23 protein-coding genes are annotated in these 25,428 nt (G+C 56.3%); 8 read left to right on the top strand and 15 right to left on the bottom strand.

The window, feature by feature from the left end:
* The first annotated feature begins 167 nt into the window (after positions 1-167).
* Complete coding sequence (locus C7820_RS30855) at positions 168-1,430, top strand: BaiN/RdsA family NAD(P)/FAD-dependent oxidoreductase (RefSeq protein ID WP_116234301.1); 1,263 nt, start codon at positions 168-170, stop codon at positions 1,428-1,430.
* Between the two features lie 24 nt (positions 1,431-1,454).
* A complete protein-coding gene (locus C7820_RS30850) occupies positions 1,455-2,534 on the top strand; it encodes an NAD(P)H-dependent flavin oxidoreductase (protein WP_116234300.1) in 1,080 nt (359 codons plus the stop codon).
* A 128-nt stretch (positions 2,535-2,662) separates the two neighbouring features.
* Here C7820_RS30850 and C7820_RS30845 read toward each other — a convergent pair whose 3' ends face one another.
* From C7820_RS30845 to C7820_RS30800, 10 genes are all read right to left on the bottom strand, one after another.
* A complete protein-coding gene (locus C7820_RS30845; RefSeq protein WP_181909253.1) occupies positions 2,663-3,928 on the bottom strand; it encodes an ABC transporter permease in 1,266 nt (421 codons plus the stop codon).
* Positions 3,929-4,022: 94 nt separating this feature from the next.
* Positions 4,023-4,733: an ABC transporter ATP-binding protein gene (locus tag C7820_RS30840; protein WP_116234298.1), complete on the bottom strand. Its 711-nt coding sequence runs from the start codon at positions 4,731-4,733 to the stop codon at positions 4,023-4,025.
* 181 nt (positions 4,734-4,914) lie between these two features.
* Positions 4,915-5,928 (bottom strand): S66 family peptidase, encoded by a 1,014-nt coding sequence (locus C7820_RS30835; RefSeq protein WP_116234297.1) that lies wholly within the window; start codon positions 5,926-5,928, stop codon positions 4,915-4,917.
* A 154-nt stretch (positions 5,929-6,082) separates the two neighbouring features.
* Entirely contained in the window at positions 6,083-7,624 is a 1,542-nt protein-coding gene (locus C7820_RS30830; RefSeq protein ID WP_258875601.1) for an MDR family MFS transporter, read from the bottom strand.
* Positions 7,625-7,820: 196 nt separating this feature from the next.
* Positions 7,821-9,404 (bottom strand): ABC transporter ATP-binding protein, encoded by a 1,584-nt coding sequence (locus C7820_RS30825; RefSeq protein WP_116234295.1) that lies wholly within the window; start codon positions 9,402-9,404, stop codon positions 7,821-7,823.
* Positions 9,385-10,002, bottom strand: a complete 618-nt coding sequence (locus C7820_RS30820; RefSeq protein WP_116234294.1) for an ECF transporter S component — start codon at positions 10,000-10,002, stop codon at positions 9,385-9,387. Before C7820_RS30820 ends, C7820_RS30825 begins: the two co-directional genes overlap by 20 nt.
* Before the next feature lie 116 nt (positions 10,003-10,118).
* Positions 10,119-10,892 carry an energy-coupling factor transporter transmembrane component T family protein gene (locus tag C7820_RS30815; RefSeq protein ID WP_116234293.1) on the bottom strand — a complete coding sequence of 258 codons (774 nt, stop codon included), beginning with the start codon at positions 10,890-10,892 and terminating at the stop codon, positions 10,119-10,121.
* 22 nt (positions 10,893-10,914) lie between these two features.
* Positions 10,915-11,493 (bottom strand): GNAT family N-acetyltransferase, encoded by a 579-nt coding sequence (locus C7820_RS30810; RefSeq protein WP_116234292.1) that lies wholly within the window; start codon positions 11,491-11,493, stop codon positions 10,915-10,917.
* Positions 11,494-11,676: 183 nt separating this feature from the next.
* Entirely contained in the window at positions 11,677-12,114 is a 438-nt protein-coding gene (locus C7820_RS30805) for a disulfide oxidoreductase (protein ID WP_076175915.1), read from the bottom strand.
* Between the two features lie 12 nt (positions 12,115-12,126).
* A complete protein-coding gene (locus C7820_RS30800) occupies positions 12,127-12,849 on the bottom strand; it encodes a thioredoxin domain-containing protein (protein WP_240913486.1) in 723 nt (240 codons plus the stop codon).
* Between the two features lie 304 nt (positions 12,850-13,153).
* Between C7820_RS30800 and C7820_RS30795 the strand changes: the two genes are divergently transcribed.
* Positions 13,154-14,158, top strand: a complete 1,005-nt coding sequence (locus tag C7820_RS30795) for an alpha/beta hydrolase (protein ID WP_116234291.1) — start codon at positions 13,154-13,156, stop codon at positions 14,156-14,158.
* Positions 14,159-14,270: 112 nt separating this feature from the next.
* Here the strand turns inward: C7820_RS30795 and C7820_RS30790 are convergent, their stop codons facing one another.
* Entirely contained in the window at positions 14,271-14,753 is a 483-nt protein-coding gene (locus C7820_RS30790) for a hypothetical protein (protein ID WP_116234290.1), read from the bottom strand.
* A gap of 71 nt (positions 14,754-14,824) precedes the next feature.
* The gene (locus tag C7820_RS30785) at positions 14,825-15,133 is read right to left on the bottom strand and encodes a hypothetical protein (RefSeq protein WP_076175925.1); all 309 of its coding nucleotides are present in this window, start codon (positions 15,131-15,133) and stop codon (positions 14,825-14,827) included.
* Positions 15,134-15,380: 247 nt separating this feature from the next.
* On the opposite strand from C7820_RS30785, the gene C7820_RS30780 reads away from it, so the two are divergent.
* From C7820_RS30780 to C7820_RS30770, 3 genes are all read left to right on the top strand, one after another.
* Complete coding sequence (locus C7820_RS30780; protein WP_076175928.1) at positions 15,381-15,860, top strand: GAF domain-containing protein; 480 nt, start codon at positions 15,381-15,383, stop codon at positions 15,858-15,860.
* Between the two features lie 179 nt (positions 15,861-16,039).
* On the top strand, positions 16,040-16,606 hold the full coding sequence (locus C7820_RS30775) for an RNA polymerase sigma factor (protein WP_116234289.1): 567 nt from the start codon (positions 16,040-16,042) through the stop codon (positions 16,604-16,606).
* Positions 16,554-18,221, top strand: coding sequence for a DUF4179 domain-containing protein (locus C7820_RS30770; RefSeq protein ID WP_116234288.1), 1,668 nt, complete (start codon positions 16,554-16,556; stop codon positions 18,219-18,221). The genes C7820_RS30775 and C7820_RS30770 overlap by 53 nt, the downstream gene beginning before the upstream one ends.
* 131 nt (positions 18,222-18,352) lie before the next feature.
* On the opposite strand, the gene C7820_RS30765 is transcribed toward C7820_RS30770, so the two are convergent.
* The 3 genes from C7820_RS30765 to C7820_RS30755 form a co-directional block, all read right to left on the bottom strand.
* Positions 18,353-18,772, bottom strand: a complete 420-nt coding sequence (locus C7820_RS30765) for a TipAS antibiotic-recognition domain-containing protein (protein WP_116234287.1) — start codon at positions 18,770-18,772, stop codon at positions 18,353-18,355.
* Between the two features lie 173 nt (positions 18,773-18,945).
* Complete coding sequence (locus tag C7820_RS30760; protein ID WP_116234286.1) at positions 18,946-20,940, bottom strand: endonuclease MutS2; 1,995 nt, start codon at positions 20,938-20,940, stop codon at positions 18,946-18,948.
* A 488-nt stretch (positions 20,941-21,428) separates the two neighbouring features.
* A complete protein-coding gene (locus C7820_RS30755) occupies positions 21,429-23,126 on the bottom strand; it encodes a glycoside hydrolase family 13 protein (RefSeq protein WP_116234285.1) in 1,698 nt (565 codons plus the stop codon).
* A 370-nt stretch (positions 23,127-23,496) separates the two neighbouring features.
* Here C7820_RS30755 and C7820_RS30750 point away from each other — a divergent pair, with 370 nt between their 5' ends.
* Together C7820_RS30750 and C7820_RS30745 are read left to right on the top strand one after the other, a co-directional pair.
* Positions 23,497-24,792: an ArsB/NhaD family transporter gene (locus C7820_RS30750; RefSeq protein ID WP_116234356.1), complete on the top strand. Its 1,296-nt coding sequence runs from the start codon at positions 23,497-23,499 to the stop codon at positions 24,790-24,792.
* Between the two features lie 130 nt (positions 24,793-24,922).
* Positions 24,923-25,210 (top strand): hypothetical protein, encoded by a 288-nt coding sequence (locus C7820_RS30745; RefSeq protein WP_076175948.1) that lies wholly within the window; start codon positions 24,923-24,925, stop codon positions 25,208-25,210.
* Positions 25,211-25,428: the final 218 nt, after the last annotated feature.

The raw sequence follows: 25,428 nt of genomic DNA, 5'->3' as shown, positions 1-25,428 counted from the left end.
AACGGACTACAAGGAATAGGAAGATGTACCGCTGTTTTATGATGAAAGACGATTTCCTTTTGATTAAATCACAGCCAACACGATATTACAATATATCCTGATATATCCTAAAAAAGGACACACGAAACAGGAAAATAGACTGACGTAAAAATAAAGGAGTTTAACCAGTGAACCGATATGACGTAATTGTTGCCGGAGGCGGATCCGCGGGTCTAATGGCATGTGTCTCGGCCGCCCGGCATGGGGCATCTGTCCTGCTTTTGGACAAAGGAAATAAACTTGGCCGCAAGCTCGGCATTTCCGGAGGCGGCCGCTGCAACGTAACCAATGCCAAAGAAACCGATGAGCTGATCGCCCATATCCCGGGCAACGGCCGCTTTTTGTACAGCGCGTTCCAGCATTTTAACAACCTTGATATTATGAGCTTTTTTGAAGGGCTCGGCATTGCCCTGAAGGAAGAGGACAACGGGCGGATGTTTCCGGTATCCGACAAGGCCGCCAGCGTTGTGGGCGCTCTCATTCAGGAGGTGAAAAGGCTCGGCGTGGAGATCAAAACGGACAGCCCGATTGCGGAGGTGCTCTATGAGGATGGAAGAACGGCAGGCGTTCGTCTGAAGTCCGGCCATATTTACAGAGCCCCCAGCGTCATTGTCGCCACCGGCGGCAAATCTGTGCCCCATACCGGATCCACCGGTGACGGTTATCCTTGGGCAGAGGCCGCCGGCCACACGATTACCGAGCTGTACCCTACCGAAGTCCCTATCGTTTCCCATGAAAAGTGGATCCAGTCCAAGGAGCTTCAGGGACTCTCCCTGCGCGACGTGGAGCTCTCCGTGTGGAATCCCAAAGGTAAAAAAGTGATCGGGCACCGCGGGGATATGATCTTTACCCATTTCGGCGTATCCGGTCCGATCGCCCTGCGATGCAGCCAATTTCTGCGGCAGGTCAAAAATAAGTTTCATACGCCCGACGTCGAAATGGCCATCGACTTGTTCCCGGATCTGGACGTTTCGTCACTCGACCAGCTGCTTAGGGACAAACTCGCGTCCGAGCCGAAAAAGGCGATCCGTAACGTGCTCAAGGGCCAGGTCCCCGATCGTCTGCTTCCGCTGCTGTTCGATAAATCCCAGCTGGACGGGGACGCGACCTACGCCCATCTGCCCAAGCAGCAGTGGGGGGATTTTGTCGCCTGCCTGAAGCAGTTCCGTTTCCGCGCGGTCGGCACCAAATCGATCGAGGAGGCGTTTGTCACCGGCGGAGGCGTCAACCTGAAGGAGATCAATCCGAAGACGATGGAATCGAAGCTGATGCCGGGGCTGTTTTTCTGCGGCGAAGTACTCGACATTCACGGATACACCGGCGGCTACAACATTACGGCCGCCTTCTCGACCGGCTATACCGCCGGCATGCACGCAGCGTGTTACCATTAATAATCCAATTTCGAGGTGATCGGTATGAGGATGGAGCTGAACAATGATTTTTGCCGGCAATTCGGCATTCGTTACCCTATTTTTCAGGCGGGCATGGCCGGCGGTCCCACGACGCCTGAACTCGTGGCCGCCGTATCGAATGCCGGCGGTCTCGGTACTCTGGGAGCGGCCTACATGGAGCCTGCGGCGATCCGCGCAGCGATCGTGGACATTCGCGGGCGGACAAGCGCCCCGTTTGCGGTCAATCTGTTCACCGTCCCGATGGAAGACGACAATCGCCGGACTGCCGAGGTCCAGCGTGTTCTCGACTCCATCCGGGACGATCTGGGATTGCCGCCCGCCCCGCCTCAGGCGGTCCAAACGCCGGATCACTTGGAGCGTCAGTTCGCCGAAGTGCTCGAAGCCGGCGTTCCCGTGATCAGCACCGCTTTTGGCGTGCTGTCCCCGCGGCATATGGAGCTGGCCAAGACAGCCGGGATGAAGGTGGTCGCCATGGCGACCACCGTGGAGGAGGCGCTGGAAGCCGAGCGCGCTGGCTGCGATGCGGTTGTCGCCCAGGGAAGCGAGGCCGGCGGCCACCGCGGCACGTTCAACGTCGATGCTCACCCAATGGGGGCGAACATCGGCACTTTTGCCCTCGTGCCGCAGATTACCGACCGGGTGTCCATCCCGGTCATCGCCGCCGGCGGCATCATGGACGGGCGCGGCATGGTCGCCGCCATGGTTCTGGGAGCGCAGGCGGTCCAAATGGGCACCCGCTTCCTGACGGCGGCCGAATCCGGTGCGCATCCCGCCTATCAGGCGGCGCTGCTTGCCAGCACCGAAGAGAGCACGGTGCTGACCAAGGCCTTCTCGGGCCGGCCCGCCCGGGGCATCGCCAACGCCTTCATCCGGGAGTGGAACCAGAGCGGCGTAGAGCCGCTTCCGTTCCCGACGCAGAACACGGCGACCCGGGATATTCGGAACGCGGCCGCCCGGCAGAATCAAGCCGGTTACATGTCGCTGTGGGCCGGGCAGGCGACAAGAATGCTGAAAGCGGGCCAGAGCGCCGCAGACATCGTGGAGGAAACCGTCCGGCAGGCGCTCGAAATATTGGAATCTTAGCTCCTGCGCGATTCGTACGATTGTGATGCAATAATGTGACGTTATGCTTTCCTACCAAAAAACGCCTGGATCTAAGATCCGGCGTTTTTTTAGATTAAGAACGTATATATTTGGAGCAGAGCTGTTGATCATATCTTTCGCAGCATCAGCAACTGAAGAAGGGTTACCGTGATCCAAACAGCTGCGAGCGCCAGCGGAATCAGCACAACCGCAGCTGTCCAGACCGGCAGCATGGAGAACAGCAGCAGCCCTGACGTCACGAGCGCATACGGCGCAAGCAGCATCCGCACAGCCTTCTTCATGGCGCCCAGCTTCACCTCGTCCGCCCAGGGCAGCATCGTAACAAAGCCTTCCTTCATAAAGGCCGCTGCATTCAAATACAGCCAGTAAGCCAGCAGCAAATGAAGCGCGGCGTAGACCAGAATCTTCACCCCGGGGGGCAGCGTCAACAGGATGGCCGCGCTGAGCGACATGACCTGCGCATACCCTGTAAGCTGCTTCGTCTGGCGCACATATGCCTTCACGCATGCCCCGGCCAGGCGATGGACCGGCGTTGTCGATCGGAACAGACGCTGGGACCGCCGGAAAATCCATGGTCTGCTGCGAATTTTCCGCGGTTTGTCCATGGCGCTGCTCAGCACGAGTCCGGTCAGTTTGGTCCGCTGAACCAGCTCTTCCTGGATATCGTTCATAAATGTGCCGCGAGTTCTCATCCGCACCAGGAGCAGCAGCACGTTGATCACCGCCAGCAGGGCGGAAGCGGCAGCCAGCCGGGACGGGCTGTCTATCCACCATACTGACAATATGACGTATGCCGCAGCCGGAAGCACGACCATGGGCAGATACAGCAGCCATCTCCGCCAGCCGTGAGCCCGGATCCGTGCGAAATGCTTCAGCCAGACCATCAGGCCGCCGGCCATCACCGTGAAGAGCAGCCAGCACCAGGCAGCATCAAGACTGATCCCATATCTACGGACCATAAAGGGAAGCACCAGCAGAAAGCCCGCTCCCGCCTTCAGGGCTGTGGCGATCATGCTGTAAATGCCTCCCCTCAGCATCAGCCCGCGCAGCCACCGCACGCGCTGATGAATGAAGAGAACGTCGGCCTCCCGAACCATAAGGAACATTTTTCCCGCTGACAGCCACAATAACAGAAATACAGGAATAACGCCGAATATCATATGGCTGCTCCACTGAGGGAGCGGCTCCTTCCATAAACCGTAATACAGCCTTCCCCCCAGCAGCGCGCCCGGAATCAGCATATACAGGAGCACCGTCCAGTCCGCCACCGACCGGATGACGGCGATCGTTTCCTTCCAGTGGGTCCGGAGCCGGTGCCAGAACAATCGCCCGGGGGTTGGGTAGGCATAACCGGTATTGCTTGAGTCCGCCATGTTCATCTCCTTTCCATGGATGTCAGCCAGTCTGCGAAGAAACATCCGGTCCCTTCGTTCCTACCGAAGACTGGGCTCGTCGAAGCATCCGGCCTCAGGTCAGGGCATCAAAGCAGTCGAACAGCGAGGCGTCCGGCAGCCCGGCCGTCCTGCGGATATCCGTCAAATCCCCTTTGGCCACCATTCGCCCGCCGGAGATCATCACGAACGCATCGCAGATCCGCTCGGCCGTATCCAGCACATGGGTAGACATCAGCACGCCGGCGCCCCTGCCCCGCTCCTCTTCCAGGAGCCGCAGAAAATCCTTGGTCGCCCGCGGATCCAGGCCGATGAAGGGCTCGTCCACGATATAAATATCGGGTTCCGCCAGAAATCCGAGCATGAGCATCATTTTCTGCTTCATCCCTTTGGAAAAACCGGCTGGGAGCTGATGCTTCACCCCGCTCATGCCGAACTGGGCCAGCAGCTCCTCCGCATGGTGGACAAAAGCCTCGTATTCCAATTCGTAAGCAGCCGCAGCCAAATCGAGATGCTCCCAGAGCGTCAAATCGTCATAAAATACCGGCTGCTCGGGGATGTAGGCGTACCGCCCGCTCTCCCCTCCGATCGTTACGGACGCCCTGGAGTATTTTAGCAGACCGAGCAGCGTCTTCAGCGTCGTGCTTTTTCCAGCACCGTTCGGACCAATGACGCCCAGCAGCTCGCCAGGCGCCACTTGAAAAGAAACGTCCCAAATGCGCGGCTGTCCTTCTTCATATCCCGCTTCCTCGATATGCACATCGAGCACAGGCAGCAAAGGCTCCATGATCCACCTCCAGCAAAAATAATCCGTTTCGAGCCATAGAGCTTATGTATATCAACAAAGGCCACCAAAACCAAATGGATCGGAACGGCTGCGTCCCGACCCTGCATAATTTAACTATATGAAAAGTTCACCCGATAATCCATACGTCCCGGGACTGAAATCGATACTACAGCCGGCGGGCTTATTTAAAATACTGGACCAGCGTTCCGCCGCCGCCAACCGCCTTCACTTCGGCATAAGCGCCGTTCACCAACGTCATTTGCGGCGGCACGTGACCGCAGTCGATATCGTAAATGACCGGTACGCCCAGTTCTTCCGACAGCTCCTGGTATACATCCTCCACCGTGTATCCTTCCATGGGACGGTTGGCCGCGCTCCGGCCGAACATCAGCCCGGCGCAGCCTTCGAACCAGCCGGCATACTTCATCTGAACAAGAGACCTGCGCAGATCGGCTGTGTTCAGCTCGCAGTTCTCCAAATACCAGAGGAGAGGTTCGCCCGGAATATGGCGCTCCCGGAATGCTGCCACATCCCCGTAAGGCGTGCCGATCAAATGGCGGATAACGTCGACGCATCCCCCGAGCAGCCGGCCCTGCAGAGACTCCGGCCGGCCCGAAACCGTCTTCCACACCGTCGGCTCCGTCAGATGGAAGACGCATGGGCTCGGATCGTCATGACGCCACTCCTTCTGGTATTTGGCCGATGCCTGCTGAGCAATCCGATCGCCCGGCTTGGCCGTCAGCACGGTCTCCCACATAGCCGAGGTGTCATCCGAATACGTCCCCCGCAGGTCGACGAAATTGAGCCCGTGAGCGGTGGCGATTCCCGTCTTCAAGGTGATGGCCAGAAGAAGGACGCTGAGGTCCGAATAGCCGAGAATCCATTTCCGCAGCATGCGGTCAAAGTCCACCCGATCCAGCACTTCGATGAGCAGTTCCCCGCCCCACGGAGGAATGATCGCACCAATTTGGGGATCCCCGAGCATCTCGTTCAGCTCCTCGGCACGGATTTTGGCCGGAGCGGACTTGGCCTTGTGCTGCGTCCAGACCGTCTCGCCGACTCGTATGTGATAGCCCCTCTCCTCCATACGGCTGACGGCCGTGCGGAACATGTCGTGCAGACCGGGCTCTATGCCCGAGGAGGGAGCCGTCACACCGACGACAGCCCCTTTTTCCATTTGCGGATACTGAATCACTGCCCATCCCCCCATAAGATTTTCCCATTATCTTACTAGAAAAGGACGGCTGGAACAATGACGATGTTACGGTATTGGCGAGCCCAGGGATTCCAAAAAAAAACAAGGATTCTCCGGACATCGAAGAATCCTTACTGCGATAGACTATGAGGTTTTATCCATTCGCGCCTTCCCGCGCTCCTTCCTCCTCTTCCTCCGGACCGGCTGAAGGAACCGTATTTCGCAGTCCGAGCACGATCAGAAGGCTTACAACAGCGATGACAGCCATCACGACATACAGGGAATGGAGGCTCCCCTCAAGAATATGCCTCAGCTCGCTCCACAACTCCTTAGGTAGCGATGCGCTGCCTTCCGGAGTCAACAGCTGGTTGACCTCTTCTTGGCCGACCCGCTCCAGTCCGGGAGTATCGGCGAGCCGCCCGGCCAGCGTCAAGTTGATCAGTGATCCAAAGACAGCGACGCCGACCGTCTGGCCCAGCGACCGGATAAAGGTATTCAGCGCCGTCGAAGCGCCGCGAAGCGAGTAACCCACCGAGGACTGTGCAATAATCGTGAACACCGTGTTGGAATATCCGAAGCCGAGGCCGTAGATAAAGGTAAACATCAAAATCACGTAATGCGGCGTCCCCTCGCCGATCCAGGCTAACCCGAGAGCCCCGATCACGATGCCGGCCAGGCCGATCAGCGTCGTTTTCCGCGAACCGGCGGTAAGAATGAGCCGGCTCCCCGCTACGGAGCCGAACAGCCAGCCGATCGACATCGGCGCCATCGTCAGCCCGGACATCGTGGCATTTTTGCCCATGACCCCTTGAATCCAGAGCGGCGTATACGTCGTGAGGCCGATCAGCAGCGCGCTGGTCAGCATGGCGGCGACAGTGGACACGGAAATGTCGCGGATCCTGAACAGCTTCAGCGGCAGCATCGGCTCCTTCGCCCGGGCCTCCACCACGATAAAGGCAGCCAGGAAAACCAGCGCAAGCACGATGCAGAGCACGATCCACACCGAGGACCAGGCAAAAAACTGCCCGCCGGTCGCCAGCGCAAACAGCAGCGCCGTCATCCCCACCGTAAACGTTCCGGCACCCGCGAAATCGACATGCGTTTCGGCACGCTCCTGCCGCTGCTCGTGGAAATGGCGGGCGATCATCCACATGGACAGCAGCCCGAACGGCACGTTAAAGCCGAAAATCCAGCGCCAATTCAAATAGTCGACAAAGTATCCGCCGATGAGCGGTCCGATCAGGGAGGCAATGCCCCAGACCGAGCTGATGAGTCCCTGGATTTTGGCACGTTCTTCAATCCGGTAGACGTCCCCGATAATCGTAAAAGTGACCGGAATGACCGCCCCCGCTCCGATGCCCTGAATGGCCCGGAACGCGATCAACTGTCCCATACTTTGCGAGAAGCCGCACAGCAGCGATCCCAGGACAAACAGCAGAGATCCGATTTGAAATACCGGTTTGCGGCCGTACAGGTCGCTGATTTTACCGAAAATCGGAGTGGATACAGCCATGGTCAGCAGGTAGGCCGTAAAAATCCAGCTGAGGAGCTTCATGCCGCCAAAGCTGCTGATGATGGCCGGACCGGCCGGTCCCGTTACGGTTCCTTCGATGGCCGACAAGAACGTGGATACGAGGATGCCGGCCAGAATCCAGTTCCGGCTCTGCTTTCCAGGCAATTGTTCAGATCGATTCACGTTATTTGTATCCTTTCTCCCCTTTTGACAAAGTTTCCTTATAACGAAACGTATCCACCCAGTGCACGAAAAATGGCCTCCGGCAAGAGACCGCTTTTCAGACTGGGCGGATGCATAGGGTTTATTAAAAATATAAAGGCATAAAGTTTCAGGCGTAGCCGATCATTCAACCGTCACTCAAATGAAATCTTCCTGCCTATGATCGTACATGAATAAGTTCCTGATTCCGGCCCAACTGCCGGTAATCTTCGACCTTGCCTTGATCGAGCCGGAGCACGAAAGAAGCATCCTCCTCCACCAGGCGGGGGTCGTGGGTAATCATGAGCAGGGCAGCGCCCCGGGCGGCGGCACCCCGGCACAGCTTCAGCAGCCGCTGCGCGGCGCGGTAATCGATGCCCGACGTAGGCTCATCGAGAATGTAGAGGGCTTTCGGCTGGATCAGCTGGCCGATGACGCTGAGCAGCTTCTTCTCACCCTGGCTGAGCAGGTATGGGGAGTCTTGACGACGCCCGCTCAGCCCGGCAGCCGCAAGCAGCGCCTCGGCCGCTTCGGTCTGCTCAGGCGTCAGTTCAGCTTGCCGCCGGCGCCAGCCGCTTCGAACCCGCAGCCCGTACACGAGCTCATCCCACACCGTATGCTCCACGAATTGATGCTCCGGCTGCTGGAATACGTATCCGATGTCCCCGGCCAGCTGATGAACCGGCATACCGGATACGTCCCGCCCCTTCCAGTATACCGAACGGGAAGGAACCGGCAGCAGGCCCATCAGGAGGCGGGTGAGCGTCGTTTTGCCCGAACCGTTCTCACCGGTCAGCATGCACCACGCTCCCGGATTCATCGCAAACGAGACGTCCCGGAGCGCTTCCTGGCCTCTGGGGTAGGTGTAGCTCAGGTTCCGGACCTCCAGCAGCGGTCCGGAACCTGAGTCACCGCCGGGGCAATCCGCATCCGGCGGCCTCTGCGCCGGCGCCGTCACCAGGCCGGCGCTCTCGCGGCGGCCACCTGCCGGGCCGCCGGCTTCCGCTGCCCCCTCCCACGGGGGCAGCACGCCGAGCTGCGCCAGCCGATCACGGCTGGTGCGCAGCAGCTCCTGCGGCGCTCCGTCCAGCAGGACTGCGCCGCCGTCCAGGACGATGACGCGCTCCGCAGCGCGCGCGGCATCGTCGAAGCGGCCGGACACCGTGACGACGGTCCGGCCCTCGGCGTGCAGCCTGCGGCAGAGCTGCACGAACTGCGCCTGCGCCGCGGGGTCGAGGCTGGCGGATGCATCGTCGAAGACGATCATCCGCGGAGACAGCGACAGCACCGCGGCGATGGCGGTGCGCTGGCGCTGTCCGCCGGACAGCTCGCGCACCGGGGAGCGGCGGCGGGCGGTCAGGTTCACCGCCGCCAGCGCCTCGGCCACGCGGGACTCGATCTCCGCCGGCGGCACGCGGAGATTCTCGGGCCCGAACGCGGCCTCATCCTCGACGACGCCCCTCACCAGCTGGGCGTCGGGATCCTGGAACACGATGCCGGCCACCTTGGCGATCTCAGCGATCGGAGCTTCCGCCGGGTCAATCGTGTCCAGCCGCACTTTCCCTTCCCGGCGGCCGCCTCCGCTGCGCGGAAGATAGCCGCTAAGCAGCTGGCACAAGGTAGACTTGCCGCTGCCGCCCGGTCCGATCACCGCCGTAAACTGTCCTGCGGGAATCGTGAGCGACACGCCGCGGAGCGCAGGCTGCTCCACATCTTCGTACCAATAAGAAAGCTCCGTCAGCTCAATGGAAGTTCCCTGCATCCGCAGAAGCCTTTCTGCCAATGGCAAAACGTTTAAGCATTCCGCTCCGCTGAAGCATATCCCCGAGCACCTTGGTGAGCAGGCCGCACAGCACGATACCGCTGATGATCCGCACCACCATCGTTATTGCCAGCACCTGAAAGCTCCAGGACGTATACCCGAACATGTTCGCCGCGCAAATGAACCAGATCGGCACCATCGCGCCGCCAACCAGCATCATCGCACCGGCATTCCAGCGTTTGTAACGAAGCAGAAAAAATACGGCCTCCGCCACAACCAGATAACACAGCGCCGCTACGATGCTCGCCGCAATCCCGTACGTATTGCCTACGAAGCACTGGATCGCGCCGCCGATTCCGTATGTAATTGCCGCGGTTCCCGGCTTGCGGATAATGTAATAGGCCAGCAGGCCGTACACCATGTACACGCCGACGATGGTAGAGGTCGCCACGGGCCCGCCCAGGCTGTTCAGCATTTTATTAATGTAAGATAAATAAAAGGTCAATACCGCGTTCGCCGTGGCCAGCATCGCCATCAGCACGATGTCCAGCGTCGTAAACGGGACAACACGTCTCTTTGATTGTGATAAAGTTTCCATCTCATGTCAACTCCTAATCAGGAAAATGGTGGGATTTCTTACCCTTGAGGACTCGCATGGCCAGGCCTCCCTGCTATTGTGCATGATCGGATTCGAAACGTCAACCTAAAAATAAATTACAGGTTAACAATATGGATATACCACCACAATGCCGCGGTAATCAGCACGGCCCCAACCGCCATAATTTGCCCGGCTGCAGACGGCTGCTGTTCCCTTAAAAACGTACGCTCGGGATATGCGCCAAAGCCTTTGGCTTCCATCGCTCCCGCGGTTTGCTGAATCCGGCGCACGGCATTATGCAAAATGGCGGACACAAACACCTTCCACCAGCCTAAACGCTGCTTGATTCCCTTGGGGCGTGCCGCTCCCCTGACCTGATGGGCAGCCGAGATGCTTCTCCCTTCTTCTTGAAGCAAAGGCAAAAACGTGAGCGCCATCGAAATGCCGAAGGCGAACCGGTAAGGAACCTTCATCCGCCGGGTTAACGCGGTGACAAGATCGCCGGGATCGGTCGTGACCATGTAGACAAAGGATGAGAGAAAAACCGTAAACATACGCAGCGTGACTGACCCGGCCGCATCGGCTCCCTCCGTCGTGACGTGCAGCACGCCGAACTGCCAGATGGTATGGCTGCCGGGTACGGTCAGCAGGGTCAGTACAAAGTACGGAACCGCAAAACCGATCAGGAAAGCCATCGCTTTCCACTGCCTTCTCCAGCTGATTCCGCCTGCCGTTCGGGCCATGAACGAGGCCGCCAGCAGCAGCAGTGCCTGCCCTGCCGATGTGTGCAAACGCATCGTCAGCACGGCGATACATAGCAGGACCACGAGCTTGCTGAGCGGGTCGATGCGGTGCAGCGGCGAGCCTCCCCCTTGATACGATAGGATCATCGTTTGATCGCTCCTCCTTGATCTAAAATTTGTTATACTCGGCCTGCTCCCACTCTTCAAGCAGCAGCGAATGGAGCAGTGCATCGTGAAAGCCTGAAGCCGTATGGCGGTACTGTCTCAGCCGACCTTCGGCCATGAATCCAAGGGACCCGAACAGACGGACGGCCCGTTCATTCCGCGGATCGGTCAGCGCTTCGATCCGGTTGAGGCCCATGGTCCGATAGCCGAATCCGAGCATCAGACCGATCGCTTCGCGCATGTAGCCCTTTCCCCAATGGGGCCTCGCAAGCTCGCAGCCGATTTCTCCCCGGTAGGCACCCTCCAGCTGCCACCAATTAAAACCGCAGCTGCCGATGATCCCGGCCTCCGGCAGGAGAATTCCCCAGCGGAGCCCATCCTCGGTGGCCGACAAACGGTTCAGCAGCCGGATGAGCTCCGCTGCCGCCGCTTCGTCCGGCAGGTCCGGAAGATCCGAATACTTCCGCACCTTATCGTCGGTCCAGCACGCATACAGTGCCGGGGCGTCGCCTTCCTCGAGCGGACGCAGCCGGATCCGCGGCCCTTTAAGCTCGGGAATATGCCCGCTGCATTGATAGCTCATCCAAACGCGCCCCTTTCGTGTACTTTGCAATATTATCAATGTACAACGCCTGCCCCCTGCAGCACAAGAGCGCCTGCCCTCCCGGTTTCTGCCATATGAATGCAAAAAGCACTTCGGCGCTTCCCCTGTGTCCGTGAGGAGGGCTGCAGCCGGAGTGCTTGTCCATCGCTGTATTTTACACCATTATTGCTGTGCTTCCGTTCTTCCCATCAGCAGAAACGCAATGATAAAAATAAAAGCAATCAATGCCAGAAGCGGGATCGTAATGAAGCCAAACCAGTTCAAATAATCGAAATTGCAGGGAATGCCTACCTTGCACGGCAGTGCATTGGCAAGCGCCGGAATCTTCTGCTCCGCATAATGATAGATCGAGATGCAGCCGCCGATCGCGCTGAGGGTCACCGCATAAGGAATGATTTTACGGTCATTTTTATAGCTGGCGATCCCGAGCAGAATCACTTCCGGATACATGAATATCCGCTGGAACCAGCACAGCCTGCACGGTTCGTAGTGCATCACTTCGCTTAAATACAGGCTGCCTCCCGTGGCGATAAGGGACACGATCCAGGCAAAATACAGGCTGTAGGGCTTGATGAACGCAATGAAACGGTTGCCTTCCATCCGAAACTCCCCTTACTTGTCGGTGTCAGCCGACTTTTTATCCAAATAGCTCTTGAGTGCGTTGTAATCGAGCGTGACATTCTCCGCTACCTTCTCGCCGTTCACGTACAGCGTTGGCGTGCTGTTCACGCGAAGCTTATTGCCGGTAGCCATATGGCTGTCCACTTCATCCTGGTACGTCTTCTCCTCGATGTCCTTGCTAAGCTGATCGTAATCCACTTTGATGTTATTGTCGCGGGCCAGCTTCACCAGAAACTCGGGCGTTGCCCACTCGGTTTTTTCATCCTGCTGGTTGTCGAAGAGTACATGGTAGTACTTCCAAAATTCATCCTTGTTCTGATGGAACACCGATTGCGCGGCCAGTGCAGCCGTGTTGGAGTCCGCATTCGGACTGATGATAAGGTAATTCATGAAATAGAGCGCGGCTTTACCGGAATCGATAAAATCCTTCTGCAGGCTCGGCTCGATGTCCTGACTGAAATACTGGCAGGCCGGGCACTTGTAGTCGCCCATCTCCACGATCTTGATCGGGGCTTCCGGATTTCCCAGCACCGGGAGCGAGCTGTAATCAAACGATGCTTCCTTGGATTGCGGCCGAATGAACACCAGCAGCAGGACCAGCACGACGATACATGCACCTGTAATCCACATGATCCGCTTCATGCGTTTCTCCTGCGCTGCCCGCTGGGCTTTACGTTGGGCCACGGTGTTGACTTGCTTCTTCTTCGGTTTCACGAAGCCTGACGTCTCCTTTCCTGTGAACTAAAGCTGAGGCGCCTTGGCATTTGGGTCTTTAGTTCTTCCTTAATGTAAGTTACTTAACACTTCTTCTCTAGGTTATTCTAGCATCTCCCCCCGCCGATGACCAGAAAGAACCGCTTCCAAAACCGGTCAAATCGGGAATTGTTAAATAAATTGTAACAAAATCAATTACATGACAGCCCGTAGTGATCTTTTTCATGAAAATATGAGTTGACTTGAAACGTTCCGGTGATACTACTTTTACCGTAATTGTATGAAAATAAGGGGGGAATATCTTATGGAGTGGCAGACTGCCGTTATTGTCGTTTTTGCCGCTGTTCTGGCCGCGATGGGAATTACACGTTACGCCTTTTATCAAATGACGCAGATGAAAGCCCTCACGTACGAGCAGACCTTTCAAGCCATGGAGCAGGTCGGGCTGTTCAAGCAAGACTACTTTGAGTCGCTGCCCAAGGAGGAGGTTCAGATTACGAGCTATGACGGACTGAAGCTGAACGGCATGCTCATACCGCACCCTTCGGGCTCCAACCGTTTCGTCATTCTCGTCCATGGATATACCGCCTCGCTTCCGGCATCGATTCCCTTTATGGACATTTTCCGGGAAGATGGGTTCAACACACTTCTGATCGACCTGCGCCGGCACGGAAAAAGCGAAGGCAAATATACGACCTACGGGTTCCACGAAAAGCACGACATCGACTCCTGGATCCGGTGGATACGCGCCACGTACGGCAGTGACTCGGTCGTCGGCCTGCACGGCATGTCGCTTGGAGGAGGCACCGTGCTGGAATACCTGTCGCTGCCTCACACGGACGCCGCCTTTGTCATCGCCGACTGCCCTTATTCCGATCTCACGCGCCTGATGCATCATCAAATGCAGGCACTGAACCGTATACCCGCGGCTGTGTTCCTTCCGCTCGTCGACCGCAGACTGTTCCGGAAAGCAGGCTTTACGCTGAATCAGGTCAGCCCTGTCCGTTCCGCCCGGTACAGCCACGTTCCCGTCATGTTTATCCATGGTACACGGGACCGCTATATCCCGACGGAGATGAGCGAGGAACTGTTTGCCGCCAAAGAGGGAATGAAACGGCTTCTTCTCGTTGAAGGAGCCTCCCACGGCAATGCGCTGGGGGTCAACCCGGAGCTGTATAAAAAAGCCGTGCAGGAATTTGTCCGCGACGTGATGGAAGGCGCCGTACCTGCCATGCAGACGGAACAGGCCGAGGAGCTTGTGGAAGAGCCTGTGCAGGCGGGGCTTCCTCAGCCGGAATTTAATATGTAAGACTTCTGCACCAGCTCACAACATTAATTACAACTCAAAAAAACCCCTTGGACTCCGGACTCCTCTCCTTCGGACCAAGGGGCTTTTCCATTTTCTGAACATGAAGCCAGCCTTATCGCATCCTGTACTGCTTGCTCTCCTCTGCCGCGAAGTCTTCCTGGATGCTCATTTTCTCCGCGTTGTAATGACTGATCGCTTGGTTTAATCCCTTCAGGTCGAATACGGAAACGTCCAGCTCGCTCAGTTCATCCACGTCCGATCTCAGCCGGTCCCTCAAATCCGTCAGCCTGCGGATATGGGACTGCGCATATTGGCCGGCTCTTTCCTCTGTTAATTCCGAGGATTTTTCGGCTACCAGGGTGCCGTTGACCTTTACCAATTCATCCGACAGCGTATGCTTCAAACGACTGAGCCGGCGCTTCAAACGCGCTCCAATCATGACATATATAGCAAATCCGAACACAAGAATCGCCAGCGCATAGGACAACCAATACCATGCTCCGTGCGCGCTGTGCTCAGTCCCTGCATCGGGCAGCTCCGCCGCCAGCACCCGCACCGGGCTTGTCGTCGAAACCGTAGTCAACCATTTGTGCATATTCATTCCCTCCATTCTAAGATGCGGTAACGATTCTAGGTGGCAGGAAGTTGATCTTGGAAGCCTGGGCGTTATGCACCGGCATTCGCGCTCTCCGTTTCTTCAAGGGGTGCCAGCACTTCCCCGCACAGCTTCTGAAGCATGACCTGAATTTCCTTGAACTCCCCGATTCCCGTTCCGGTCAAGCTGTATTCATCGCCGTGAGCCGTCAGAAAGTTCAATTCGGTCAGGCGCTCCAGCTGCTGCTTCACTTCCCGTTCCCCCACCTTGTAGCCGTGCGCCTCCAGCACGGGCTGCATATCACGGATGGTCAAGTCATGGTGATGGGCATGGTAAAGCATGTGGATACTCATGAATAAATTTTGTACGTCTGCACGCATAGATTCCTCTCCTTCCGGCGAACGCCTGTAAAAATGAGCCTGTCATTACCATTGTTTACCCTTCTTCCGCTGCCGGGAAACAATACGAATCCCTGTTTAAGCCATGACGGACGCCGGAATCAGCAGGCTTCACAGGAAATGACCATTACTTTTAGAGGGAGGAATTTTACTTGACGTGGGAGGAATTCCTGTATACTATCTTTTATAATTAACCAACGGTTAAAAGACAGAAATGAGGTGGATCGTCATGTTTCAAGCCCTTCCCTACGAAGGAAACCGGAATGACCAATTTGCAGCCGTCCTCGAACAGCTTAAGTCGCTCATCCATGATGAGCCCAGCTCCATTGCCAATCTAGCCAACGCCTCGGCCCTGCTGAACAGCTTCCTTCCTGACATAAATTGGGTTGGTTTCTATCTTTTCGATGGAACTGAGCTGGTTCTCGGACCGTTTCAGGGGCTCCCGGCCTGCATCCGCATTCCTTTGGGTAAAGGGGTATGCGGTACAGCGGCAGCCGAGCGGAGAACGATTGTGGTCGATGACGTGCATGAGTTTCCCGGGCATATCGCCTGCGATGCCGCCTCGAACAGTGAGATCGTCGTTCCGCTGGTCCAGGGAGAGCGCCTGATCGGCGTACTCGATATCGACAGCCCGCTGAAAGGGCGGTTTGACCAAGATGAGCGGCAGTTTCTCGAACAGTTTGCCGGTATTTTGACGGCACAGCTGTAATATAGGATCCTGGGAAAATAAAGCGGTCTTCTGCTTATAATGCGGAAGACCGCTTTTTTCCATTCCTGCATGATAAGATTATGAACGAAAACACGGCGTTGTTTGTCTTATGGTCAGATGGAACAACCGCCGGCCGGCATCGGTTCCATGGATCTTTGCATGTCAAGGAAGGTGAGGCAATGACGGACAAAGAGCTGTTCGAGACCTTTAACCGGGATGTCTACAGCTTTTGCTACTATATGATGCAGCGCAGGGAAGATGCCGAAGACCTCTGCCAGGAGACGTTTATCCGGGCACTGCTCGCGGACCGGAGCTCTATTCAGGATATCCGGCGCTGGCTTATTCAAATCGCCGCGAATCTGTGCAAAAACTCGCTTCGCCGCTCGAAAGCGGGCGTCATCAAGGAAAAGCTCTTTTCCTATCGGCATCTGGCGGCTGTCCCGCATTCGGTCGAGGAAACCGTCGAAGGGCGGGAACTGGCCTTAGAGCTGTCCCGGCTCTACGGACGGCTTCCTGCGAACATTCGGATGGTGATGATTCTCCGTTACATTAACGGGCTGTCCCAGCAGGAGATCGCCGACATGATCGGCGTTCCCTTGGGGACCGTCAAATCCAGAATCAATAAGGGGCTTTCGCTCATGAGAAAATATATCGCTAAGCCCTCCTGCCCCCTCATGAAAGGAGAGAACGACGATGAACCGATTCAGCTTGGAACAGATGGAACGGGCCATTTCACGAAAGCCTGAGCCCGCTCCCGATTTTGAAGCGATGTGGAGCACGATCGAGGAGGAAGTTGGGCGACGGCGTTCAGGCCAGTCTTCGACTGTAAATAGGTCATCGGTGACCCGCAAGTGGGTTCCGGCGGCCGCTTCCGCTGTAGTCTTCTTGGCGGTAGCCGTTCCCGTGTTTGCAGCCATAAACCCGGGCTGGGACTTGTGGGGACGGCCGGGTGTGAACAATGCCATTCAGCACGGCTTTGGCGAGCCGCTGGATTTGAGTGCCCGGCAGTCGGGCACAACGATGAAGCTGCACGGCGTCGTGACCGACGGCGAGCAGATGGATGTGCTTTTTACGATGCAGGTTCCGGGCCTTCCGGATTATGACGCTGTCGATTTCGAATCCGTCTCCCTGTCCGATTCCAAGGGAAAAGACGCCGAGCCAAACGTTTTGCTCAAGCGCGATGAGGAAAAAGATACCCTGAAAGGGATGTTCGAGCTGCAGGATGAGCTGAAGAAGTCTAAACGGAGCATGCACTTGGACGCCAGCAACCTGGTATTTTACCAATATGACGATCTGCCTCTTTCGGGAAATATTGCCGAAGGTTCCATGCTGGCTCCATCGTCGTCTGCAGGCGGCTTCGCGGCTGTGGAGATCCAATCGATCGTCCGGAAAAACGACCAATTGACCATCCGGTATGCCCTGACGTCACCGCTTGAGGATCCAGGCGATCTGGACCCCCACCTGGTGATCACCTCCGGTTCGCACACGTATCAAAGCGTGTCCCGGGCGGTCCTGCCCCCGGACGGTAACGATTTGCTGTGCCAGTCGACCTTCACCATTCCGGAACGGGACTGGAAGGGAGCCAAGCTTCACCTGACCTATTTGCAGGAGGTCAAGAGAGTAGCGGGAACCTGGGCTTTTGACTTCAACGCAGACGGCAGCAAGGCCAGCGAAGCCATTTACAGCAAACCGCTCCCGGCAAATGAGGAACAGGCCGCCAACGTCAATTTGAACCTGAAACAGCTGGTCATCACGCCGCTTCAGATCCGAATCCCATACAGGCAGGCTTCCAATGACTGGACTGAGGGCGTGAGACGCTTTACGAAAGTATCCCTGCAGCTGGGGGACCGGCGCATCGAAGGCGATGACTATCATACCGGCATGTACGAGAAGATCCGGCACCGGGAATATTTGGATGAAGGCTACCTGCGCTTTGAGTCGCCGACATGGTTCAAAGACTGGTCGGGGGAACCGATGAAGCTTATCTTCTCAGGTTTGGAAATTACAAAAAGGGATCTTTCGAAGCATTGGTACGATTTGGCCGCGCCGACTGCCACCGAGCAGCAGGTGCAGATGGATCTGGACGGACGGAAGGTCACGTTCACCTACTATCTGAAGGGCAGCCAGTTGATCGTGAAGTCTTCCTCTGAGGACCCGACTTTTAAAGGGGTATCGCAATCGGTGATCCGTGCCGGCGGAAAAGAGATCCTCCCGGACTACGTCCCTGCGCCGCCTTCGAGCGGGCCGTTTACCAAAGTGGAGACATATTCGAACCTTCCGGAAGGAACGGCGCTGCAGCTGAACCCGGGCATTTACGTGCTGCTCGAGCCGGACGAGACGGTTGAAGCGGCCATTAATTAACGCCTTTTGGTAAAGTCAGTTCTCGGATCCGACCCCATGAAATGAACAAATGCTCCCCCGTATACGGCAGAAGCCCGCCCGGCCATTCATCGGCCAGGCGGGCTTGTTGTGCTCACCCTTGTTCATCTTCCTTACTTCAGCTCGCGCTCGGCGAATATGATCATCCCGTCCCGTAAAAAAACGGGAAGCTGCGGATGGTATGCCGTAAACAGCTGCTTGTGCTCGGTCTGTTCCACATATAAGTTTCCCAATCCGATATATACCATTGCCGACGGCGTATAATAACGGCTCATCCATTCATAATGCCTGCGGATGATCCGCTGAACCTGCGGAGCACCCGGGTGATGGCCTTCCTCGATGGCCGCCTTTAAATCCCGGTTAATCTGATCGATTTCCCGCTGGGACCGCAGGTAGTCTTCCTTGGTCCACAGCTGCATTTTATGCTTGCTCTCCTGCGTTTCGGACTCGCCTCCCAGCTGGGTCAGCACGTCCTGCTCGGTCACATTGGATCCGGCCGGGCCTGAGTCCCGGCCTCTTTTGTCTGGTTCCATCGTTTCTCCCTCCACTTGACTTTCTGATCTATATCTTTTGCCTCATGGTCTGCACGAATGATGTCAGGTCTTGTCATCTTCCAATTACCCGTTTCGCAGGAATTTAACCGCTACCGGAAGGGCATTTATCCGCTTTTTTTAACATTTATTTCTTCCGTAACCCGATTCACAATTTAGGGCTTCGAGTCGGAATCGCGAATGATGGACAGCCCCTCGACATGCTTGCGGTTCATCAGCTTGCTCTTCTTCCGGTTCTCCTTGGACTCAAAAATAATGTCGAAATCGTAGTCCTCGGGGTACAGCTCGCTCTTCTCAATGAACAGCTTGAGCCGCTTCTGGTTGATCCGGATCTTCTCCTTCTGGATCATGACCCCTACCATGCCCATGGCGTCCTCCGGCTCGTAGACGATGCCGGTTCGCCCATAGGAGCTGACATAGACAGCGTCACCTACCTCAAGCTTGCGCACGGGCGCGGCCGATGCTTGCTCCTGATCCTCATCCGCCTGATCCCGGCTCCCTGCTCCATCGCCCTCGTTGGCTTCAAGTGGGTCGGAGGACTGAGCTGTATCCTCCATCTGCTCAGACTCCGTTTGAACAATGGGATGTTCCTCGGCTGCATCGGGCTGCAGGGCAGGCAGTGGCTTCTGCCTCTGCAAAATTTCCTGCGACCGCTCGATAATGCCTGCTGTCATCCCCAGCTTTGTGGCGATTTGAATCGCGTAGCTCTGCCCCGCCTCTCCGATCGTCAGCCGGTAAAGCGGCTCCAGCGTCTCGACATCGAACTCCATCCGGGCATTCTGGAAGCCCGGCGTCCGTGCCGCAAACGTCTTCAGCTCGTTAAAATGCGTCGTGACCATGATCATGGCGCCTCTGTTGCTGAGCTCTTCCAGAATGGCGATCGACAGGGACATCCCTTCCCCCGGATCGGTTCCGGCCGCCAGCTCGTCAATCAGCAGCAGGGTATGGCGGTCCGCCGCATCGACCATCCCGATTAGGCGCTTAATTTGGGCGGAAAAGGTGCTGAGCGACTGCTCGATGCTCTGCCCGTCCCCGATGGCCGACAGCACTTTAGTGAATACAGTGAACGTGCTGCCTTCCTCCACCGGCACGAGCAGACCCGACTGCACCATCAGGGTGAGCAGCCCGAGCGTCTTGAGCGCCACCGTCTTGCCGCCGGTATTCGGCCCGGTAATGATCAGCGAGCGGTAACCACCGCCCAGCTCCAGCCGCAGCGGCACCATCGTCTTCAGCATGAACGGATGCCGCGCTCCGCTTACCTTGATGCGCCCGCTGTCGCTAAGAAGAACATTGTTCCCGCCCAAGGTGCGGCTGTATTTTGCTTTGGCAAAAATAAAATCGTACGTTCCCGTAATATCGATGTTCAGCAGCAGATCGGCCGATGCCGCTTCAAGCAGCCCGGTCAACGCGCTCAGCACGATGCCTTCCTCCCGGGCCTCATCCGCTTCGTGCATGCCAAGCTCGCTTTGAAGATGGGCGACCTCCTCCGGCTCCACAAAGACGGTCTGCCCGCTCGTCGACTGGTCGAGCACCGAGCCCTTGATCGTTTTGTGATACTCCCGCTTGACCGGAATGACGTACCGGCCGCCCCGGACGCTGACCAGGTTTTCCTGCAAAATCGAGCCGTGCCTGGACAGAATCGCGGCGATCTTTTTCTGAATTCGCTCCTTCACGATGGCGATCTTCTTGCGGACGCGCTCCAGGTTTTTGCTGGCTTGATCGTCCACCCGGCCAAACCGGATGCAGCGCTCAATTTCGCTCTTCAGCTTCGCCAGCTCCTGCATCGAGGAAGCATAGGAGCTGATGCCCGGCGCGATGTCGCGCTTCCCCGCCATGTACTTACGCAGCTGCCCGCAGCTGTGCAGAAACGTATGGACCGCGGTAAAATCCTGCTCGTCGAACAGGTACCCTGTATGAAGCAGGGAGACGATCCGGTCAATCCCTTCCAGGGATGGCAGCGGGACACTGGCCCCTTTATCCAGCAGCGCCTTGGCTTCCGCCGTCTCATCCAGCGCCCTGCGGACTGCACTGGCCGTGGTCAGCGGCTCCAATTCATCGATATGCCTGCGTCCTTCATACGAAACCGCGTAGTCTCTCAACGCTTCCTTCATTTTGTCGTATTCCAGCATGATCATCGTCGTTTGATCCATTGGTAGTTCATCCTCCTGTTTCTTGTTATATCTTCCTATGGCAACGCAAAAAGGGGCAGAGAATACGCGCATGCGATTCCTGCCCCTGGTCTGCCGGACTGCCTTTGTCTGCTGCCTTTGCGGTACGCAAAAAAACCGTGCTGCAAAGAGCACGGTCCTGTACGCCGGAGAGCCAGCCGCCCATTAAGCGGCGGCCCGTATCCGGCATGACAACGGTCGAGCGGCCAACGCTCCACCGATTCGGATCACAAAGGTTTCAAACAGTCCGCAAGGGATTGTCGTTTGATGCTTCGCGTGTTCTTAACTATTTCCAAGACTGCATTCTGCAAAGAGGCGCATTGAAAGAAAGAGTGCCCTCCCGGGCATTCCTCGCCTGTCTTCGTGTCATACAGTCGATATGGAGTTTGATTAGTTAAGAACAACCACCGTCATCAAAATCTCTCCCTTGTTATAGGATGAAGTAAATTTACCAAGTTTGCGCCATGAAGTCAAGGGGCGGGTGTCATCATGAGGTACACTCTCGCTTCATACGGCCGCAGCTTCAAATTCCCGAGATCCTCCTCCCCCTTGATGGGGTAGTTGGAGATCAGCAGCTGCTTGGCCTCCGGCACGAGCTCCGCCGGCAGCTTCAGCACCGGCTCGCCTCCGAAAAAGTTCAGGATGACCAGGAGACACTGGTCCTCCAGCGTACGGGTATACACATACAGCTCCTTGTCGAGCGGAAGCAGCAGCTTGTATTCGCCGTACACGATCACTTCATGCTGCTTGCGGAGGGCGATAAGCTTTTTATAGTAATGGTAGATCGAGTTCGGATCCTTAATCGCATCCTCCACATTGATCAGCGGATAGTTTGAGTTCACTTCGATCCACGGCGTGCCGCGCGTAAAGCCTGCATGCTCCCCATTGGTCCACTGCATCGGCGTACGGGCGTTGTCCCGGCTTTTTTTCCAAATCGCCTGCATAACCTGCTCTTCGGGCACGCCCTGATCCAGCTGCTCCTCATAGTAATTCAGCGTTTCCACGTCACGGTAATCGTCAATCGAGGCGAAGGAGATGTTCGTCATGCCGATCTCCTCGCCTTGGTAAATATACGGCGTTCCTTCGAGCATGTGGAGGAAGGTCGCCAGCATCTTCGCCGACTCCACCCGGTACTTCTGGTCGTCCCCGAACCGGGACACCGATCTCGGCTGATCGTGGTTGCACCAATAATTCGCATTCCAGCCCTTGCCGTGCAGCACCGTCTGCCACCCGCTGATGACCTTTTTCAGCTCCAGCAGGTTCCAGGGACGAATATCCCACTTGCCGGAACCGGAAGAACCAGCATCGAGCTGCATATGCTCGAACTGGAACACCATGTTCAGCTCGTTGCGCGTATCCCCGACATAGCTGAGCGCCTGCTCCGGACCCAGACCCGACGTCTCGCCGACGGTCATGATGTCATAGTGGAACAGTACCCGTTCATACAGGTTGTTCAGCAGGGTGTGCACATTTTCCAGGTTGGAAAACAATTCATAGGCGCGCACCGTAGGCAGCTGGTCCGGGTTGTCCCCGTCCGGCAGGCCGACCGCCTTGACAATATGCGCGATCGCATCGAACCGGAAGCCGTCCACGCCTTTTTTGAGCCACCATTCCACCATTTCATGCATGCTGTCGATCACCTTCTGATTTTCCCAGTTCAGGTCCGGCTGGTGCTTGGAGTACAGATGGAGATAATACTCGCCTGTCTTCTCGTCGTATTCCCAGACCGAGCCGCTGAAATAGGACTCCCAGTTGTTCGGCGGATGTCCGTCTTTGCCTTTACGCCATATATAAAAATCCCGTTTCGGATTATCCTTGCTCGACCGTGACTCGATAAACCATGGGTGCTCGTCCGAGGTGTGGTTCAGGACGAGGTCCATCATGATTTTGAGACCGCGCGCATGCGCCTCCCGCAGCAGACGGTCAAACTCCTCCATCGTGCCAAACTCGTCCATAATGTCGCAGTAGTCGCTGATATCGTATCCGTTATCGTGATTGGGGGACTTATAGATCGGGCAGATCCAGATCACGTCCACCCCCAGGTCCTTCAAGTAATCCAGTCTCGATATAATGCCGAGCAGATCCCCCTTGCCGTCACTGTTCGTGTCGAGGAAGCTGATCGGATAGATTTGATACACTACGGCTTCTTTCCACCATTTTTTGTTCATAATCTGCTCCTTACGTGCTCCATTTTGTGCCGGATATCCGACGGTTGTTTACAAGATCGCGCGAACACTTTATAATTATTGTAAACCGATTTCCGGTTTACCTTTCAGAATGAGAGCAAGTTTTTACATTTCAATCAAATAGAATTCAATTGGAGGAGCCTGCCATGTGCGGGCTCCTTTTGTCTTTTTTCCCTCTCATTCGTTGTGCGGGTCCGCCATGCACTCCTCCATCTGGATGTAAAGGAGGATAGACGCGTCGATTTTGAAGTCCCGGTAAAAATGTAGAGATCTGGATACGATATACGGCATGCCGATCTTTTTCATTCATCCAGGCCCGGGCTCAGACTTTAATGACTCACACATATACAGGATGGGGAGGCACGCTATGGAACAGCAAGCAATACTGGCTATTGGTATTTTTCTCATTGTTTACGCATTTATTATCGCGGAAAAAATTCACCGGACGATCGTGGCGATGATCGGCGGTGCGCTCATGGTCATATTCGGCATCGTCAGCCAGGAGTCCGCGATTCATCATATCGATTTCAACACGCTCGGCCTGCTCGTCGGCATGATGATCATCGTCAATATTACAGCTGAGACGGGACTATTCAAATTCATTGCCGTATGGGCCGCGAAAAAGGCCAAGGGCCGGCCTGTCGCCATCATGGTGGCGCTGATTCTGATTACCGCGATCGGATCGGCGTTTCTCGACAACGTGACCACCGTTCTGCTTATGGTTCCCGTCACGCTCAGCATTACCCGGCAGCTGCGGGTTAACCCGACGCCGTTTCTGATCACCCAGATCATGGCGTCCAACGTCGGCGGCACCGCCACCCTGATCGGTGACCCGCCCAACATTATGATCGGCAGCGCGGTGAAGGAGCTGACTTTTGTCGCCTTTATCAATAATTTGGCGCCCATTGCGGTGATCATTCTCGCCGTATTTATTCCGCTATTTATTCTCATGTTCCGCAAACAGATCAAGACGACGCCGGAACTGATGCAGAGCATTATGGATCTGGATGAAAAAGAGCTGCTCACCGACCGCAAGCTCCTGATCAAATGCCTCACGGTGATGGGTCTGACGATCATTGGCTTTTTCCTTCACCAGCTGGTTCACCTTGAGTCGGCCACCGTCGCCCTCGCCGGTGCTTTCCTGCTGCTTCTGCTGACAGGCGAGCATATGCTGGAGGAGGCTTTTGCCAAGGTCGAATGGCCGACGATCTTTTTCTTCGTGGGATTGTTCGTGCTGGTGGCCGGCCTGATCGAAACAGGGGTCATCGCCACCCTTGCGGAAAAAGCTACCGATCTCACCGGCGGTGATGTCGCGGCAACGTCGATGCTCATCCTGTGGATGAGCGCAATCGCGTCTGCTTTTATCGACAACATTCCGTTTGTCGCGACCATGATCCCGATGATCCAGGACATGGGCAGCCTTGGCATCAGCAATTTGGAGCCGCTGTGGTGGAGCTTGGCCCTGGGCGCCTGCCTGGGAGGCAACGGCTCCCTGATCGGTGCGAGCGCCAACCTGATCGTGGCCGGCATGGCCGCCAAGGAAGGATATCCGATCAAGTTCGCCCAGTTTCTGAAGCTCGGTTTTCCGATGATGCTGCTGTCCATCGTTCTGGCCAGCGCATACGTGTATCTTCGGTATTTGATGTAGCGGCCGAAGGCAGTTGGGGGCGATGGTGTTGCTGCAGATTGGGGGCAGCTGGTGGCGCGGATGCTTCTGAACAAGGACATGACAGCCCTGGAAGCAGCGCAAATTGACACGTGCGAAGGAGGATCAACTTATGCTGGAGTATCGTTACGACCCGAGCATCATTCAGATTACGGAAAGCGTCAACGAGCAGGACGCGGAGTTCCGCATCCGGCTGCTGCAGGAAGAGCCTTATCTGGCTCGGCTCAAGCAGATCAGACGCTTTTTCGAGGACAATGATATCTACACGGACGCCTTGTTTTATGTCTATAAAAATCACGAGTACGGTGCGATCGTACGGAAGGAATACTACGTGGACTTCGTGCTGGCGCTGATGAAGCATCAGCTGCTTCAGAGTGTGGAGTGGAAGCCTTCGCCTTAGAGCTTTTAGCGCTGGCGGTGCATTCGCTGTTGATCTATTCAGGCATTGGCTGCTGCAAAATAGATGTACTTCACATTTACTTCAACGTTGGAAATGTAGCAGCGCCTTTTATGCCAAGGTTAAGTCAAATGAAAAGCCGCCCGGCTTGCTCTTTTCGAGCAGTGACCGGCGGCTTTTTTTCATGCGCTTATGATATTACGTTCAGCATAGCGCTCTTT

The sequence above is a fragment of the Paenibacillus sp. VMFN-D1 genome (assembly GCF_003386155.1).
Taxonomy (GTDB): Bacteria; Bacillota; Bacilli; order Paenibacillales; family Paenibacillaceae; genus Paenibacillus_AQ; species Paenibacillus_AQ favisporus.
This window is presented reverse-complemented; position numbering and strand designations above follow the sequence as displayed.